The 17,001-nt window shown below is 40.2% G+C and carries 18 protein-coding genes, 1 pseudogene, 1 riboswitch and 1 other annotated feature (1 of these 21 running past the window's edge); of the genes and pseudogenes, 6 read left to right on the top strand and 13 right to left on the bottom strand.

The window, feature by feature from the left end:
• Positions 1–183 (bottom strand) — a binding site (T-box leader) (it extends 39 nt beyond the left edge of the window).
• Between the two features lie 103 nt (positions 184–286).
• On the bottom strand, positions 287–616 hold the full coding sequence (locus tag AC20OE_RS05105; RefSeq protein ID WP_228280384.1) for a DUF4257 domain-containing protein: 330 nt from the start codon (positions 614–616) through the stop codon (positions 287–289).
• Between the two features lie 420 nt (positions 617–1,036).
• On the opposite strand from AC20OE_RS05105, the gene ytvA reads away from it, so the two are divergent.
• The gene (gene ytvA, locus AC20OE_RS05100; protein WP_212043855.1) at positions 1,037–1,840 is read left to right on the top strand and encodes a YtvA family blue-light photoreceptor; all 804 of its coding nucleotides are present in this window, start codon (positions 1,037–1,039) and stop codon (positions 1,838–1,840) included.
• An 86-nt stretch (positions 1,841–1,926) separates the two neighbouring features.
• On the top strand, positions 1,927–2,625 hold the full coding sequence (locus tag AC20OE_RS05095; RefSeq protein ID WP_099663559.1) for a sunset domain-containing protein: 699 nt from the start codon (positions 1,927–1,929) through the stop codon (positions 2,623–2,625).
• A 59-nt stretch (positions 2,626–2,684) separates the two neighbouring features.
• Here the strand turns inward: AC20OE_RS05095 and AC20OE_RS05090 are convergent, their stop codons facing one another.
• Genes AC20OE_RS05090 through AC20OE_RS05065 form a run of 6 tightly spaced genes read right to left on the bottom strand, consistent with a single transcriptional unit; the run spans position 2,685 to position 7,145 of the window.
• On the bottom strand, positions 2,685–3,995 hold the full coding sequence (locus AC20OE_RS05090; protein ID WP_487268609.1) for an ABC transporter permease: 1,311 nt from the start codon (positions 3,993–3,995) through the stop codon (positions 2,685–2,687).
• Positions 3,985–4,683 carry an ABC transporter ATP-binding protein gene (locus tag AC20OE_RS05085; RefSeq protein ID WP_041086750.1) on the bottom strand — a complete coding sequence of 233 codons (699 nt, stop codon included), beginning with the start codon at positions 4,681–4,683 and terminating at the stop codon, positions 3,985–3,987. The genes AC20OE_RS05090 and AC20OE_RS05085 overlap by 11 nt, the downstream gene beginning before the upstream one ends.
• 21 nt (positions 4,684–4,704) lie before the next feature.
• On the bottom strand, positions 4,705–5,691 hold the full coding sequence (locus tag AC20OE_RS05080) for an ABC-2 transporter permease (RefSeq protein WP_144494640.1): 987 nt from the start codon (positions 5,689–5,691) through the stop codon (positions 4,705–4,707).
• Positions 5,685–6,563 (bottom strand): ATP-binding cassette domain-containing protein, encoded by an 879-nt coding sequence (locus tag AC20OE_RS05075; protein WP_039180822.1) that lies wholly within the window; start codon positions 6,561–6,563, stop codon positions 5,685–5,687. Before AC20OE_RS05075 ends, AC20OE_RS05080 begins: the two co-directional genes overlap by 7 nt.
• Positions 6,556–6,948, bottom strand: a complete 393-nt coding sequence (locus AC20OE_RS05070; protein ID WP_019743690.1) for a GntR family transcriptional regulator — start codon at positions 6,946–6,948, stop codon at positions 6,556–6,558. The genes AC20OE_RS05075 and AC20OE_RS05070 overlap by 8 nt, the downstream gene beginning before the upstream one ends.
• A 17-nt stretch (positions 6,949–6,965) precedes the next feature.
• Entirely contained in the window at positions 6,966–7,145 is a 180-nt protein-coding gene (locus AC20OE_RS05065; RefSeq protein WP_039180825.1) for a hypothetical protein, read from the bottom strand.
• Positions 7,146–7,338: 193 nt separating this feature from the next.
• On the opposite strand from AC20OE_RS05065, the pseudogene AC20OE_RS05060 reads away from it, so the two are divergent.
• A pseudogene (locus AC20OE_RS05060) lies at positions 7,339–8,190 on the top strand (IS1595 family transposase).
• On the opposite strand, the gene AC20OE_RS05055 reads toward AC20OE_RS05060, so the two are convergent.
• Both AC20OE_RS05055 and AC20OE_RS05050 read right to left on the bottom strand, forming a co-directional pair.
• On the bottom strand, positions 8,187–8,519 hold the full coding sequence (locus tag AC20OE_RS05055) for a hypothetical protein (protein WP_099663564.1): 333 nt from the start codon (positions 8,517–8,519) through the stop codon (positions 8,187–8,189). The pseudogene AC20OE_RS05060 and the gene AC20OE_RS05055 overlap by 4 nt on opposite strands.
• A 154-nt stretch (positions 8,520–8,673) precedes the next feature.
• A complete protein-coding gene (locus AC20OE_RS05050) occupies positions 8,674–8,949 on the bottom strand; it encodes a YtzC family protein (protein ID WP_487268605.1) in 276 nt (91 codons plus the stop codon).
• Between the two features lie 152 nt (positions 8,950–9,101).
• Here AC20OE_RS05050 and mnmL point away from each other — a divergent pair, with 152 nt between their 5' ends.
• Complete coding sequence (gene mnmL, locus AC20OE_RS05045) at positions 9,102–10,067, top strand: tRNA modification radical SAM protein MnmL/YtqA (protein WP_017358356.1); 966 nt, start codon at positions 9,102–9,104, stop codon at positions 10,065–10,067.
• The gene (mnmM, locus tag AC20OE_RS05040) at positions 10,064–10,636 is read left to right on the top strand and encodes a tRNA 5-(aminomethyl)-2-thiouridylate-methyltransferase MnmM (protein ID WP_041086761.1); all 573 of its coding nucleotides are present in this window, start codon (positions 10,064–10,066) and stop codon (positions 10,634–10,636) included. Before mnmL ends, mnmM begins: the two co-directional genes overlap by 4 nt.
• Positions 10,637–10,750: 114 nt before the next feature.
• Here mnmM and AC20OE_RS05035 read toward each other — a convergent pair whose 3' ends face one another.
• Positions 10,751–11,830, bottom strand: a complete 1,080-nt coding sequence (locus tag AC20OE_RS05035) for a tetraprenyl-beta-curcumene synthase family protein (protein WP_058838193.1) — start codon at positions 11,828–11,830, stop codon at positions 10,751–10,753.
• A 30-nt stretch (positions 11,831–11,860) separates the two neighbouring features.
• Positions 11,861–12,640 carry an alpha/beta hydrolase gene (locus tag AC20OE_RS05030; protein ID WP_372555981.1) on the bottom strand — a complete coding sequence of 260 codons (780 nt, stop codon included), beginning with the start codon at positions 12,638–12,640 and terminating at the stop codon, positions 11,861–11,863.
• 45 nt (positions 12,641–12,685) lie between these two features.
• On the opposite strand from AC20OE_RS05030, the gene AC20OE_RS05025 reads away from it, so the two are divergent.
• Positions 12,686–13,201, top strand: coding sequence for a gamma carbonic anhydrase (locus AC20OE_RS05025; RefSeq protein WP_487268601.1), 516 nt, complete (start codon positions 12,686–12,688; stop codon positions 13,199–13,201).
• A gap of 142 nt (positions 13,202–13,343) precedes the next feature.
• Here AC20OE_RS05025 and asnB read toward each other — a convergent pair whose 3' ends face one another.
• Positions 13,344–15,242 (bottom strand): asparagine synthase (glutamine-hydrolyzing), encoded by a 1,899-nt coding sequence (asnB, locus tag AC20OE_RS05020; protein ID WP_039180844.1) that lies wholly within the window; start codon positions 15,240–15,242, stop codon positions 13,344–13,346.
• Positions 15,243–15,390: 148 nt separating this feature from the next.
• Complete coding sequence (gene metK / locus AC20OE_RS05015; RefSeq protein WP_039180847.1) at positions 15,391–16,593, bottom strand: methionine adenosyltransferase; 1,203 nt, start codon at positions 16,591–16,593, stop codon at positions 15,391–15,393.
• Between the two features lie 195 nt (positions 16,594–16,788).
• Positions 16,789–16,923: riboswitch (SAM riboswitch) on the bottom strand.
• Between the last annotated feature and the right edge of the window lie 78 nt (positions 16,924–17,001).

Genomic DNA, 17,001 nt, shown 5'->3' with positions numbered 1-17,001 from the left:
CTTGTTAGCGTAACATGCTGTTCGTACGCTCACTTAATATCTTTAACGCAGACATGCGACAGAAGCTTTAACGCAACTGCAACTCTGAGGCGAGTTCAGAAGCAGATTTGATTGACTTTCACCAGCCGTCAATTCTCTAAAGACAAATACTGCTTTCCTACTACTCCTCTTCACTGTTCTTATCGTAACCGTCATCTAAGTAGTATTTTATAGAATTATGATCATAAGTGCAAGCAGGTTTGTATACAATGGGAATGTACCCTAGACTAGGGTAAAGTAGAGGATATTATTCGTGTGGAGATCGGTTATGACGGCTGGAGTCTGCATCCTGTGAACGCTGATCTCTTACAAAATCAAAGCTTCGCAGAACTGCTTCTCCTCCGTAACCTGAAATAATTGATAAGATGATCAAGTGCAGACTAGATTCGGGATTTGAGGATAAGACAAGCAGTGTAGCGGCAATCATCCCAACGAGCCAATCTTCAATAAACCCTAAGTAAATAAACTTTTTTGTCATTCTGGGCTTCTCTAGCCTGCCTTTTTTCTTTACGTGACCGAGAATGCCCATGACCCCTCCAATGGCGCAAGCAATAATGACTTGTTGCAGCATTTTCATCACCTTCCTAAAGCCCTTAGAATAGTAAAGCGACTTCAGGCTGTCCAGCCCCCTGTAATGCCATTCTGCTGTTCCGTCATAATCCATGTAAAAGGTCTATTCTCTCTAACGAAGAAAAAAAGCTTGTTTCTTCCATTATATGTGAATGACCTAAAAACAATCTTGATGCATTGGAATCATTTTTACCTAATCCATATTAACTATTTTTGTCATTTTATGAATGTTGAGTAATTTATTCCTTCTTTTTCTAATGAAAAGTCTCCTTACTTACTCTATTCTAATGGAGGACAAACTATGATGACAAATTTAACAAAGCGTTTCAATCGTTGAAACAGAACATATGTTATGTTACGTTTATAAGGATTCATTTGGTGAAAAGACAACCATTTGATATGTCTTATAGCAGCAAAGGAGGGTAATATGGTCAGCTCGAACATTTTCGGTTTGCAAAAACAGCTTGAACTCATCAAAAAAGCGCTGGATCATGCGCGCATCGGTGTTGTCATTACAGACCCTTCCATAGAGGATAACCCTATCGTTTATGTGAATCATGGCTTTACACAAATGACTGGATACAAACCAGATGAGATTCTTGGGCGTAATTGTCGATTCCTTCAAGGAAAAGACACGGATCAAAAGCAGCTTGCTTTAATTCGTCATGGAATTCAAAACAAAACACCTATTACCACACAGCTAAAAAATTATAAAAAAGACGGCACTTTTTTTTGGAATGAACTCAATATAGATCCTCTATACATTGAACAAGATGACAAAACATTTTTCATTGGTTTTCAAAAGGATATTACGAAACAGAAAGAATATGAACAGCTCCTAGAAGATTCCTTACAGGAAGTCACCTCTCTTTCGACGCCAATCGTCCCAATCAAAAATGGTGTATCTGCCCTTCCGCTTATCGGGAAATTATCTGAAGAACGCTTTGATGCCATTGTCGCTAAGTTAACTTGTATATTAGATGATTCAAAGGATGATTATTTAATTGTCGACCTTTCTGGTTTAATCGAAGTCGATGATTCCGTCGCAGCACGCATTTTCAAACTGCATCATCTTCTCAATCTAACGGGAACCGAACTAATCATCACTGGAATCAAACCGCAGCTTGCGATGAAAATGAAAGACCTCGATACAGATTTCCAGAATACGATCACTTATTTAACAGTAAAAGAAGCCATAAAAGGATTACCATTAGCTGAAAACCCTGTGTAAACAGGGTTTTTTTAATTGAACCGCTCCCCAAAATGGAAAAATGAGGTATGATAGGTGTAAATAGCAATTTAGGGGGGCTGTTAGATATGTTGTTACTCATCATAGGTCTTTTATGTGTCTGTTTTGCCATCGGATATGCCGTCAATTTCTTCTTACTCAAACACCAGAACGAGCTGATTTTTTCAAAGAAACTTTTTTATCCTTTTTTGATCATTGGTCTCTTCTTTTCCATTATGTCATTACCGCTTGCTGCTGCAAATTCACCAAAAGCACAAGCCGATCCATCTTCCGAACAGCTTTTAAAGGAGCAAAAGGAGCTCTCAGCTGACATTTCGAGCTTAAAAGCTGATAAAGAGTCGCTTACCTCCTCTTTAGAAGACGCGGAGAAGGAAAAAGAAAAGCTGGAAAAAAAGCTAGAAACGATCACCTCAGAAAAAGAAACGGTCAAACAGCAAGAAAAGACCATTCAATCGCTTGAAAAGAAAATAGACAAGCTTACCTCCAACAATGAAACACTCAAACAAGAAAACAAGAAAAGTAGCAGCGATACGAAGTCTTCCACCGTCCAGCGCTCTGCTCCTAAAGATGAAGGAAAAAACACAGGCGGTCATGAATCACAAAAGGAAACAAAAAAAGAATCAGCTGCCTGTAACATTAAAGGGAGTGTCAACGGTATTTATCACACACCAAGCAGCAGATACTACTCTAGAACAAAGAATGTAACCAAAATGTTCTGCTCCGTAGAAGAGGCTGAGCGTGCCGGATACAGGGCACCTAAGCAATAGCGATGTTTGATTAAAAAGAACCTCCTGAGTGCCCAATCGGGTTTTCAGGAGGTTCTTTTTTAGATTTCTCTTCTTAAAGCTGCTAATACATTCGTTTTTGTTGCCTTACGTGCCGGGTTCAGCCCTGAGATGATCGCTACCCCTGCGCTGATCACTGTTGCTGTAATCACAAGGCTGAGTGGAATATATGAAAAAGTAATCGAGAATTGATCACTTGATCCTCCCTCAGACATGGATGATAAAATGGCTGGGATGATTAAATTAACGGCGAAACTAATGATATATGAGATGATAATACCGATGATTGATCCGATGACTCCAATATAAGCACTTTCCATTAGGAACATTCGCTTGATAATGGATGGATTCGCGCCAATGGCTTTCATAATCCCAATCTCTTGTGTTCGCTCTGTTACCGCCATGGTCATCGTATTGAAAATACCGATGGCAGAAATAATGACTGCAATACATCCGACAAAAATAAGTCCAATTTTGAAGACTGTAAAGAACATAGCCATTCCTTCTAGCTGATTCGTCACAGAGATGACTTGGTAGCCCTCATCTGTTAGTTTATCCGTGAGTGCACCGACATTGTCGAATTTATCTGCATAAACAGAGGTCATTTTCTCGACATTTCCTGCTTCAGGAGACAGGTCGAGTATTTGGCCAAATTCTTTTTCATAAGCATTCGGAATCAGAATTTTATGATCCTCCTGCCACTCCAAATTCGGCTTTTTCAAAACACCTACTACACGGAAATCAAATGTTTTTTCTTTAACGACTTCATCTTCTTCATTTAGTTTTGGCACTTTGATTTGAATCACTTTATTTAAAATATCTTTCGTGTAGCCTTTAGGCTCCTTCGGTGTTTCTTCCCCATTTGACGTCTGATTTAATTTTTTTTCATAGGCTTCGCGTTCTTTTTTTGTCCACAGTTGCTGCGCCATATGATACCCAACCACAATTTCGTTCGCTGACGTTGGGACTTTTCCTCGGTCTAGTTCAAGCCCTGCTTCTTTTTCTTCTTTCATATCGGTTAAAGCAGCATGTGTTTCACTTGAACGGTCATCGAGCTCGACGTTAACCAATGGAATGATCGATGTTCTTGAGACGACAGATTTCACATGATCATATTTCTTTAAATCATCAATCTTGACGTCTCCTTTTTCTTTTCCTAACACTTTAATTTCTGTGATGATTTGCTGCTTCATGATTTCATCTTGAGCTGATTTTTGCAAACCAAAACCGACAGACGCTAAAACGATTAAGAAAGAGCATGCCATTGTCGTCGCAAGAATGGTCATAAACACACGCAATCTATTTTTCTTCATGTTTCTTCTTATGAATTTGACCTGATCTCTAAATTTCAATGGATTGTTCCCCTTTCTTTAATACACCATCGTGAAGCTGGAACGTTGTGTCTGCGATTGAAGCGACTTCATCGTCATGTGTAATGATGACAAATGTAATTCCTTTTTCACGATTGAGCTGCTGGATAAAGGCTAGAATTTCTCCTTCAGTTTCTGAATCGAGACTCCCTGTTGGTTCATCCGCTAAAATAATAGATGGATTTAAAATCAAGGCTCTTGCAATACTCACACGCTGCTGCTGTCCGCCTGACAGCTCATTTGGGTAATGTCCTGCGTGATGTTCAAGACCTACTCGTTTCAGCATTTCTTTTACTTTCGCTTTTCGTTCAGACGGCTTCACACCTTTTAAAGTGAGCGGAAGTTCAACGTTCTCATACGTTGTTAAGCTCCCGATCAACTGAAAGCTTTGAAAGATAAAGCCAAAGTGATCTAAGCGAAAGTCTGCCCATTCTTTTTCATTAAAGCCAGTCACATTGGTGCCATCAATGGTAATTTGTCCACTCGTTGGCGTAATATAACCTGATATTAAGTTCAACAAAGTCGATTTCCCTGAACCACTTCGTCCAACAATACAAGCAATATCGCCTCTTTTGATGGACAGGTCAATCCCTTTTAGTACAGGAATTTCATTTTCCCTGCCTTTTTTACCAATTTTAAATACATGATCTAATGCTTGAATCTGAATCATCTCTACTCCCCTGCTCTCTGTTTATCTTTTTCGATAGATTAAGAAATAACTCGTTAGTGCGCCCACAGCTCCACCGATGAGCATGCCAGCAATATAACCAAATATGGAATTGTCTGAAGAAAATCCAACCCAGCCAAATCCTAGAACTCCGAAGACAATGACCATAATTTGAATTGGTCGATCGATCTTTTGATAAAGAAAGAAGCGGCCATTTCGTTCAATTGGATGTTTTATAAAGCTAATTAAGCCAATTAGATAGAACAGAACCATCATGACAATAGGTATAATGATTTTTTCGCCTGAGAACCAAAGAGGATAATCAGATCGGAAAGGTTCGTCTATAATATAGTTGATTGGAGACATAGGCGATATCAAATAAGCGAAGCTCTTATCTAACCAACTTCCACTTGTCTTTATAATAAAATCTAAATGAACAAGCGGTAATCCGATCACTAAAAAGGGTAAAATAGCTGTGCTGAACCCAACAATTGCTTGCGCAATGGAACTTCCGGTTAAAGTACCCGCTGCAAAAAATAAACTATAAAACATCAAGGAGGACACAAGCGAAATGACATAACCGCTATGAAAGCCAGGTGTCTCTAGTGGGTTAAGTCCTAAAATAAGTAAATAAGTAAGAACATAAGAAACGGCATGAACGACTGCAATGATTCCAGCACCTAAGAAAAACTTTGTGTGATAAATTGCACTTCTGCTAAATGGTAAAGATAAGGTAAAGTCCATATGCCCTTTATTTCTCTCAAATCCCAGCTGAATGACAGCAAAGAAGAGCCCCATTAACCAAGAAAGGGAGAGGAAAGCATCTGTATTAAAGAAATATGAAAAACGCGGTGAATCGACAATACACTCTGTATCGTTTAGACACGTTTGAAAAGAAGAATATTCCATTAAGAATGCGAAGGGTGTCGCAAGCGCAGCAACGAGCATCACTAAAATGAATGTCAGCTCAGACTGCTTCCACTCCTTATATAATAATTGCCGCTTTACCATCTGCGTTTCCCTCCAAACTTCGCAATGAATACTTCTTCTAAATTCACAGGCAGTTCATGCCATACTTTTGGCTTTAGTGACTTCAAGTATTCTTTAGCCTCCACGTCGGTTTTAAGAACAAGCGCTGTATAGAAAACGCCCGCTTGATCCAAAATCGCAACGCCATTTTTACGAATACTTAAGTTCATATCTTCTTCAAAGGCCATTTGGATTTTGACATAGTCATCCTTTAATTCATCTAAATCCATGACACTTGTGAGTTCATTTCCTTCTAAAAATCCGATTCGATTACACATACGCTCAATGTCTTCTAAACGGTGAGATGTAATGAGAATCGATGTTTCACGTTCTGCCACTTCGTCGATCATGAGCTGAAGCACATCATTTCTTGTCACAGCGTCGATTCCATCAGTCGGCTCATCCAATAAAATGACCGCTGGTTTGATCGCAAAGCTTAAAATGAGCGACAGCTGTTTCTTTAGTCCTGTCGACAATTCACGATATTTCACTTTTTCCGGGATCTCATACCGGTTCACAAGCTCATTGGCATATGTCACGTCAAACTTTGGATACAGTTGTTTTAAAAGCTTTACAAGCTGTCCATAATTGTACCTGTCAAAGTAAGGATTTACGACCGGCATATACACAATATTTTGCTTGACTAGCGGGTGGTCTTTCACCAGCACGTCTTTGAAATAAATCTCTCCTTCATCCGGAAGAAGAATTTGCTGTATCAATCGGAGAAGCGTTGTTTTTCCAGAGCCATTCCGCCCTAACAGACCGAAGATCTCACCTTTTCCTATTTTGAAGGAAACGTCACTGAGGACTTGGCGTCCATTTAAAGTTTTTGATACATTTCTGACCTCAATCAACTTGTTTTCCTCCTTTAAGACTTGAGCCGATCTCTTCTAGCCATTCCTTCAGTTGATGAATATCAATACCGGCATAATGAGCTTCTATGATGAGTTGTCTTAACTGTTCTTTCATCTCGAGCACCTTCCCTTCATTCAGCTTTAACTGTGCACCTTCTGTCACATACGTTCCACGGCCTCTTAGCGTTTCAATAATCCCTTCCCGTTCAAGTTCTTTATACGCTTTGCTCACGGTGTTTGGGTTGGCAATAATAATGGTGGCGAGCTCTCTGACAGAGGGCAGTTTGTCACCTGGCTTCATCACGCCTTTTAAACATAAAATTTTGAGCTGCTCAATGATTTGTTCATATATTGGCGCAGCGCTTCTTGGATCTATTTGGATCATGATGGCTCCCTCTTTCCTCATTCATGCTTTTGCAGTCCTATCGCTTGTTCATGTCCTTGCATTAAAGGGACCGAATTGGGTATCAAATCTTTTTGAACTTCAAAACCAATGAAAACGAGAACGAAAAAAAATGTACAGGCTAACGCAACAGCCAGCACCATCCACTTCAAATTGATTGGCTTTTTTTCTTTTTTCATGGTTGAACACCTTTCTTCACTTTTTAAGTGTCTGTAGTGTATTAGTTGATGTAGTACACTTAATACAATATAGACACTTAATTGAAAAGTCAAGAGACTCTAGAAAAAAATAGGCTGTTTTCGTAAAGATTGTTGCTCTCTTGATTATACTGTTAAAAGGTTGTTACAGTGGGCATTCGGGAGGCGTTTAAGTATGTGGGAAAATGTTTATGAAGAGTTCAGCAATTTAACCAAATCAGAGCAATTAGCCTTGTTTAACGTAATGAAACAAGTTCCAGACGAACCAGATAAAATGACGAAACTATTTAAAAGCATTCGTGAAGCCAGATTTGCTTCTGGTTTATGGTTGAGGGTTATACTCTACCCAAAATTGCTGAACGCCTTAAAATACAAATTTCCACCGCATTTTATTGGAGACATAAAATCTTGAACGCATCAGGCAGTTTCGGATTTAATCAACTATAAGGTATCGTTGAAAGTGATGAAACTTTCTTTCGTGAGTCTATGAAGGGGCGAGAAATCACCCATAGAAAAGCCAAAAAGCGTGGAGAAAATGACGAAAAGAGAGGTAATTCTAACCTTAAAATTGCTGTTGTCGTAGCACAAGACCGTAATGGAAGTGTAATTGCTCGTAAGGCAGGAACAGGTCGTGTTAAATCAGAAGGGTGAGTATATTCACCCTTCTGATTTGCTATGCACTGATACAGCAACAAATTATAAAAAGTTCGCCAAGATAACAGGATTACAACATGAACAGTCCATGAGCGTCAAAAACAGCGTGTAAAGAAGGGGATTTACCACATTTAACACGTTAATAATTTTTCATAATCGCCTGTAAAAGTGGATGGAGCGTTCTCAAGGAGTTGCAACAAAATATTTGGACAACTACCTCTACTGGTTCCGATGGCTTGATAAGGAAAAGAATTTAGCATTTGAAAAACGAGTAGAGCAAAGGCTTATTTTAGCGTGTCAAAAATCTAATTATAGTACAGTTGAGAAGTGCATAATAAAAGACCCCAATATTAAGGTCTCTACAAGGTTTTAATTAGATACTATTACTTGGTTTTTGGACTTGCTTTTGAACAGGATTAGCACCCACCATACTATTAAAAATATATAGCCTATAACTGTATAGATAGACCAAACTGCCCCCTGTTGCAATTGACTAAATAAGTGTTCAAATTCATTCATTCCTTCTACTCTACCAATGCTATTTATCAGGCTAATAATTGGAATTGTAACAGTAAATACAATGGTTAGAATGGACAATCCCCTATGTTTCTTTTTCACAACACTGAATATTGCAGTTCCTAATGTTGCTAAGAAAAATAAGTAATATAATGCCCAAAACCAATTAGGAAGGGTCTCCAACATTTTTTCTACCCCCTTGATTAAAGAAATTTTCAATTGCTTTATATATAACATATTTTAACAGAATGAAAACCAATTACAAATATATATCCAAAAACAACAATCTTTGCGAAAACATCCAAAAAATAAAACAGACCCTTTAAGAAGGATCTGTTCATCAAACATTATCGTAAGAAATTCCTAATATCATTTGGTTTTGCAAGCTTTGAATTTGAACACGCGCCCTGTCTAACCGTTCTCTTTGCTGGTCATTGGCGACATCTTTTAATTTTTCTAATTCATTGACCGTATTCTCAAGCATGAGCTGTGCTTTAGAAAACTCTTCCTCATTATAATGTTCCTGTCGTGCGCTCAAATCAAATTGCTCACTTGCAAACTCAAGAGTTTCAGTACTTTTTTGGATAAATTCATCGATCGACTGCCTTGTTGCCATCTTACATTCCCTCCATTTCATCATCGCTCCCGCCTATTTTGCCCATATAAAGCTTTTTCACTAAAGAAAATGTTGGACAGATTCAATTGTCCTCCTTCGTGATTTTTGTTAAACTTTAAGGATGCCTATTCTTATGCAAGGAGGTTACTGACTTGGATCAGCATAACCCTTTTTTATATTCAAACAGCGAAAAACGTTATCACACATGGAACTACCATTTGCGTGAACATTTTGGTCATAAAGTATTTAAAGTAGCCTTAGACGGCGGCTTTGACTGCCCAAACCGTGATGGTACCGTAGCCCACGGCGGCTGTACATTTTGCAGTGCCGCTGGTTCTGGTGATTTTGCAGGAAACCGGGCTGATGATCTCATCACTCAATTTAATGAAATCAAAGATCGGATGCATACAAAATGGAAAGACGGAAAATACATGGCGTATTTTCAGGCGTATACAAACACACACGCGCCGCTTCCTGTCCTAAAAGAAAAATATGAAACCGTCATGAACCTGGATGGTGTCGTAGGTCTATCCATTGCAACAAGACCTGACTGTCTGCCGGATGACGTAGTGGAATATTTAGCCGAATTAAACGAACGCACTTACCTATGGGTAGAGCTCGGTCTTCAAACGGTACATGAACGGACAGCGATGCTCATTAACCGTGCTCATGATTATGAATGCTACGTTGAAGGTGTAGAAAAGCTGAGAAAACACGGAATTCGTGTCTGCTCGCATATCATCAACGGATTGCCTCTTGAAAACCGGGACATGATGATGGAAACAGCAAAAGCTGTTGCGGATTTAGATGTGCAAGGAATTAAAATTCATTTGCTTCACCTTTTAAAAGGAACCCCAATGGTCAAGCAATATGAAAAAGGAAAGCTTGAGTTTTTAAGCCAGGAGGAATATGTTCAGCTTGTTTGTGATCAGCTGGAGATTCTGCCGCCAGAAATGATTATTCATCGTATTACAGGAGACGGCCCAATTGAATTAATGGTTGGTCCAATGTGGAGTGTAAACAAGTGGGAAGTACTAAATGCCATTAATGCTGAGCTTGAAAGACGTAACAGCTACCAAGGGAAACGTTTCGTCAGATTGGAAGAAGCAGCAAAATGATTTTGAAACGCATGCTTCCTTTTAGTAAAGAGCTGTTAGAACGCGCGTGTCAAAAAGGCGACATCGTCATAGATGCAACAATGGGGAACGGCCACGATACACTCTATTTAGCTGACCTTGTAGGAACTGATGGACAAGTGTTTGCATTCGACGTGCAAGAGGAAGCCTTGCAGCAGACAAGCAAAAGGCTTGGCGATCAATATCCTTACGTTCACCTGATCCATGATGGACATGAAAAACTGGCGGATCATCTGCCGAAGGATGTTTATGGACATATATCTGGTGCAGTGTTTAACCTTGGGTATCTGCCCGGAGGCGATAAAGCCGTTACCACTCAGGCGCATACAACCATTGAAGCGATTAAACAACTCCTCGAATGGCTCAAACCCGGAGGACTGATCGTCCTTGTGATCTACCATGGACATCCCGAAGGTAAAAGAGAAAAAGAAGTGCTTCTCGACTATTGCAGATCACTGTCTCATGAAGAAGTACAAGTTTTATCATATCAATACATGAATATTCAAAACGACCCGCCTTTTGTGGTCGCCATTGAAAAAAAGCTAAAATGATGTGCATTTTAGCTTTTTTCTTTTCAGCATGATAGAAAACCTTTGCAGACCTGACACCGAACGCGATGGTTTGTCTACATGCTAAAGCTCAAATCCTAATGGATTTGAGCTTTTTTATGATGATTTCATCCAAGGCATTTTCTGATAGGTCCGATAGGCTCTTCCGTTAATATAGAAAAAGAACGATGTTTTCCCGCTTGATTTGATCAGCCTTTTTGCCAGCTTGTTCATCTCTTTTTGGGCTGTCACTTTTTCATCGGACAAATAGACCGCGAGTAATCCTCTGTTAATCAATTTGTGAAAGTTCTCATGCGGAATGCCTTTCAGCTGCTCATCTGCTTTTTCGATAAAATGCTGTAGTCTATCCATCATCTCATGATGAGAGTCATAGTATGAGCAAAAGTTCAGATCTCCCCCAAGCCGGTCCTCTTCTTGGTCAATTAAATAATCGAGTAAAATGTGCAGACCTTGAATATAAGGGAAATAGCTTTCGTAAATTTGCTTCGCCTGCTTTTCTGTAAAATCAGGCTGCAGCGCATACGCCACAAGACAGAATATCCCTAACGTTGATCCCGCACAAGCTGAAAACTCATACCATTCCATCTTCGGCAAATCCTTTTCATATTGGCGGAACCACGACTCTAGCCTTGGCACACGCTCATGAGGAACAACGTGCTTATGTACTTGCAGATCACTATAGTAATCACACAGCGTATGTAAATATGGCTGAATGATTGGATAATGCTCAACGCGCGCAAGCACGTCTTGACATGTGCGGACAAGCGCATGTAAGTATCCATGATCCTCTTGATCCTCACGGAATTGATAATATGGCTTGAGCTCAGCATGAATATCAAGCGCATCTCTCATCGCTTGATGCAGCATATGAAAATCCTTTGGATCAAGCGACGTGCTGCGGTCACATAGGTTATCTAAGTAATCACTGATGGTTTGATATGCCACGATGAATTCAATACACGTTTCTTTCTCTTCACCTGCTAGAAGTGATAAAATACCTCCGCCTTCACAGTGAAACGTTTTACTAGATATGCTCGCTAGTGCCTGCGTTCTCAGTTCTTCATTTTCAATCATTTCTGCATGAGCCCGCCACTTTTTCAGCTCCTGATGAACAAGCGGAAAAATATCTTTATACACCTTTGTCATCAGTGCAAAAGGACGCTCTGGTACTGACAAATCACTCCACCCCCAACTTAAAGCTCGCAATCAAATATATTGATCGGTAAAGGCTCTTGCCGCCTTAAATACATCTTCTCTTTCCGGTTCATTAAAAATTTCGTGATACAGCTCTTCCCATTCACGGTATGATTTATTGGTTGATTCTATGCCATTGAACCATTTGATCACCCTTGTTTTATCGACGATCTTATCATCACCCGCCTGCATTAAAAGGAGCGGGATCGATTTAAAGACATTCGTCGGCTGCATCGCCGCATCGATATTTTTGATCAGCTCTCGATACCAGCGAACCGACACCTTTGTCACGTAAAGAGAATCATTTGAGTCTGCCTCAATGACCGCCTGATTTCGTGTCGCTAGTTCAATCGACAGCCCTGACTCCACTTTAAAAGACGGTGCCAGCATATTTAGACCTTTTGACGCAAAATCCATCAGCTTCTTCGGTTTAAATTGCAGACCTAAACAAGGTGATGATAAAATAAGGCCATTCAACTTCGTATGGGTATACTGCTTCATCCACTCAATTGAAATGAGTCCACCCATACTGTGTCCAAGTAAAAATGTAGGAAGCTTGAATGATTTCGCATGTTCAATCCATTCATCGACTGTATCAATGTATTCTTGAAATGAACGAATGTGGCCTCGCGCACGTGTCGATGTGCCTTGCCCAGGCAAGTCACCCATGACGACGTGATAGCCTGCATTCCGCCACATTTCAATCAGCCATTTATATCGGCCGTGATATTCACTCGCACCATGTACTATCACAATTGTACCAACTGGTCTTTCAGCATGCCAAGTCCACAAAGTAAACACCTCACAAATGTTGTATTAAGAAAGGAAGTCGAAAAAGTGATTTATCCATATCATCAGTTTAGACCTGAGATTCATGAATCGGTCTTTGTCGCAGAAAACGCCACCATTACCGGTGATGTCTCAATTGGAGAATATTCGAGCGTGTGGTTCCAAACTGTCATCAGAGGCGATGTCGCACCTGTGAGAATTGGAAAGAACGTCAACATTCAAGATTTATCGTGCCTGCATCAAAGTCCTGGAAAAACACTTCTTATTGAAGATGGTGCTACCATTGGACACCAAGTCACATTACATAGCTCAATCATTCGAAAAAATGCCCTCATTGGCATGGGGTCCATCATTCTCGATGGTGCGGAGATCGGCGAAGGCGCCTTTATCGGTGCAGGAAGTCTTGTCCCTCAAGGAAAGGTCATCCCAAAAGGATCACTCGCTTTTGGCCGTCCAGCCAAAGTCGTTCGGCTCTTAACAGATGAAGATATTCAAGACATGGACCGAATCCGCAGAGAATATGTAGAAAAAGGACAATACTATCGTTCCCTTTTATCTCGTTAACATCATACGTGTATCTTCACTTTATCATGTTTTTTTCAGGATATTAAGCAATAACTATGAACCGCTTGTTATTTTACCCTTTTCCACCGCTTTCTATCATGACAAAAAAGGTTTTCAGCACAAAGCTGAAAACCTTTTTTCATTAACTGAAGATGACTTCTTTTGGTTGATGATTCAATTGCTCTGGATCAATACTGCGCTCCACATAAATGCTGTGCCAAATCATAAAGATCAGAACGGTCCAAATCTTACGGCTATGATCTGCCTTACCAGCACAATGTTCATTTAATAAATCAAGCACATACGCTTTGTTAATATATTCGTCCGTTTGACTGTTTTTAATGATGTCTTTCGCCCAAGCGTTCATCTCATTTTTCAGCCAATGACGAATTGGAACAGGGAAGCCCAGCTTCTTGCGGTTTAACACGTGATCAGGCACAATGCCTTCTGCTGCTTTACGCAATAAATATTTCGTTGTGCCATCTTTTGTTTTCAGCTCTTCTGGAATTTTAGAAGCCGCTTCAAATACGACCTTATCAAGGAATGGAACACGAAGCTCAAGAGAATTCGCCATTGTCATCTTATCTGCTTTCAATAAGATGTCACCGCGCATCCACGTATGAATATCAACATATTGCATTTTGTTAATATCACTGTAGCCTGCACTTTCCTCGAAGTATGTCTTCGTCACATCACGATATGTAATGTTCGGATCATACTGCTTTAAGAGATTTTTCTTTACTGGCTCTTCAAAGATTTTCGCATTACCGATATAACGCTCCTCTAATGGTGTACAGCCGCGGACGATAAAGCTTTTTCCTTTCATTCCTTCTGGCATTAAGCGCGCCAGACGAAGAAGAAGCTTTTTCAGCATAGATGGAACAGATTCAAATGGTTTAAGAGAAAGCGGCTCACGGTAAATATTATATCCACCGAACAGCTCGTCTGCTCCCTCACCAGAAAGAACAACCGTCACTTGTTTCTTCGCTTCCTTTGCCACGAAGTACAATGGAATCGCCGCCGGATCAGCTAAAGGATCATCTAAATGCCAAACAATTTTCGGAAGCTCATTCATATATTCCTCAGGAGAAATCACAGCGCTGAAGTTTTGTAAGCCCAGCTTATCAGCCGTTTCCTTCGCCACATCAACTTCACTAAAGCCATCCTGCTGGAAACCAACAGAAAACGTCTTCAACTCAGGATGAAATTCCTTTGCGACAGATACGATGAAAGAAGAATCGATACCACCTGATAGGAATGAACCAACAGGAACATCACTTCTCATGTGAATTTTCACAGAATCATAGATTGCATCGCGGACTTCTTCAATCAGCTTTTGTTCTTGTGTTTGTTCAGGCTTGAATTGAACTTTCCAGTAAGTCTTAAATTCAATCTCCTGTCCTGGGCGTAAAGTAAACTGATGACCAGGCTCTACTTTGTGCACCTTTTGATCAAGTGTATTTGGCTCAGGTACGAACTGGAATGACATGTATTGCTGTAAGGATGTCTCATCAAATAAAATGTTCTCGTTCACTGCCATCAAGCTTTTGCGTTCAGACGCAAAGTACACTTGCTCATCCATTTGTGTAAAATAAAGCGGTTTGATGCCAAAAGGATCTCTTGCGCCATATAATAATTGCGCTTCTTTATCCCAAATTAAAAATGCAAACATGCCGCGAAGCTTTGAAGCCGCTTCTTCTTTATAATGACGGTATGTGGCAAGAAGTACTTCCGTATCTGAATCTGTGCTGAATGAATAGCCTTTTTTCACAAGCTCTTCCTTCAGCTCCACATAGTTATAAATTTCTCCGTTGAAAATAATCCAGTACTTTTCATCTTCATAAGAAAGCGGCTGCTTTCCGTGCTCAACATCTATAATACTTAAACGTCTAAATCCAAATCCTACATGCTCATCATGAAAGTAACCCTCATCATCCGGACCGCGATGAACGATGAGACGATTCATTTGTTTAATTAGCTCTTCCTGTTCAGTAGTTTCGGACAATGGACGGTGATTAAATACACCAACAAACCCACACATATTATTGCCTCCACGTTATGTTATTTCTTAAAAGTAGACCTATAATTAGACAGTATTTTGTCCGATTTTGTTTCACATTTTTTCGCTTTTTACAGATTTTTTTTTAATCAAAAGGAAAACCGCTTAAAATAAGCGGTTTTCTATGTTGTTATTGTCCCAATGCTTCTTTACGAAGTGTTTCGGCTTTATCCGTTTTTTCCCACGGAAGATCTAAGTCGTGACGGCCGAAATGTCCGTATGCAGCTGTTTGTTTGTAGATCGGACGGCGCAGGTCAAGCATTTTAATAATGCCAGCTGGACGAAGATCAAAGTTTGCACGAACCACTTCAATTAATTTTTCTTCAGAAGCTTTTCCTGTTCCGAATGTATCAATTGAAATCGATACAGGCTGTGCAACACCAATTGCATAAGCAAGCTGTACTTCACAAGAATCTGCAAGGCCGGCAGCTACGATGTTTTTCGCTACGTAACGAGCAGCATATGCCGCAGAACGGTCAACCTTCGTTGCATCCTTACCTGAGAAAGCACCGCCGCCATGACGAGCATATCCGCCATACGTATCAACGATGATTTTACGTCCAGTTAAACCAGCATCCCCTTGAGGTCCACCGATCACGAAACGGCCAGTTGGGTTAATAAAGTATTTTGTCTGTTCATCAATCAGTTCACTTGGAACGACAGGGCTGATGACATGCTCTTTTAAGTCACTTTGGATTTGTTCAAGCGTCACTTCTGGTGCATGCTGCGTAGAAATAACCACTGTGTCAATACGAACTGGTTTGTTTTGCTCATCATATTCAACTGTGACTTGTGTTTTTCCGTCTGGACGAAGGTATGCAAGTGTCTCATTCTTACGTACTTCTGTTAAACGGCGAGATAATTTATGCGCTAGGGAAATCGGCAGCGGCATGAGCTCTTCGGTTTCGTTGTTGGCAAAACCAAACATCAATCCTTGGTCACCTGCACCAATCGCATCAATTTCTTCTTCAGTCATTGTTCCTTCACGTGCTTCAAGCGCTTTGTCTACACCTTGCGCAATATCAGCAGACTGTTCATCAATTGATGTAAGGACCGCACATGTTTCCGCATCAAAACCATATTTCGCACGTGTGTAGCCAATTTCCTTAATTGTGTCACGCACCGTCTTTGGAATATCGACATAAGTAGACGTTGTAATTTCACCGCTTACTAATACGAGACCGGTTGTAACAGAAGTTTCACAGGCAACACGTGCATTTGGATCTTTCTTTAAAATTTCATCCAAAATGCTGTCTGAAATTTGATCACAGATTTTATCCGGATGTCCTTCTGTCACTGATTCTGAAGTAAATAAACGACGATTTTGACTCATAATGGCTATTTCCTCCTGTACAAGACCACATCATCCCAAGATGAGGCCTCCAATATGATACGGAACTCGTTCCCTCTTATATTTAATAACGTTTATATTAGAGATGTTATTGGCAATTTGTTCATATGATATCCCAAAAATAAAAAAACCATTTCCTTCATTGCGAGGAAAGGGTCTGAGATCGCATGCCTTTCACTCTTATCGCTCAAGGTGTTCTTGTACCTTGCATCAGGTTAGCACCTTGGTTTCTCAGCATGTTCATGCCTTTTTCATAAGAAACCGGTTGCTGGGCTTCATCGGGCCTGTCCCTCCACCAACTCGGGATAAGAGTATCCGTTCAATAAGATATCTTATCTTAAACCCTTGCGTCATGTCAATGCTTCATAAGAATTATCTCCCTCTTTTTTC

It is taken from the genome of Bacillus sp. SRI_025 (assembly GCF_057592095.1).
This window is presented reverse-complemented; position numbering and strand designations above follow the sequence as displayed.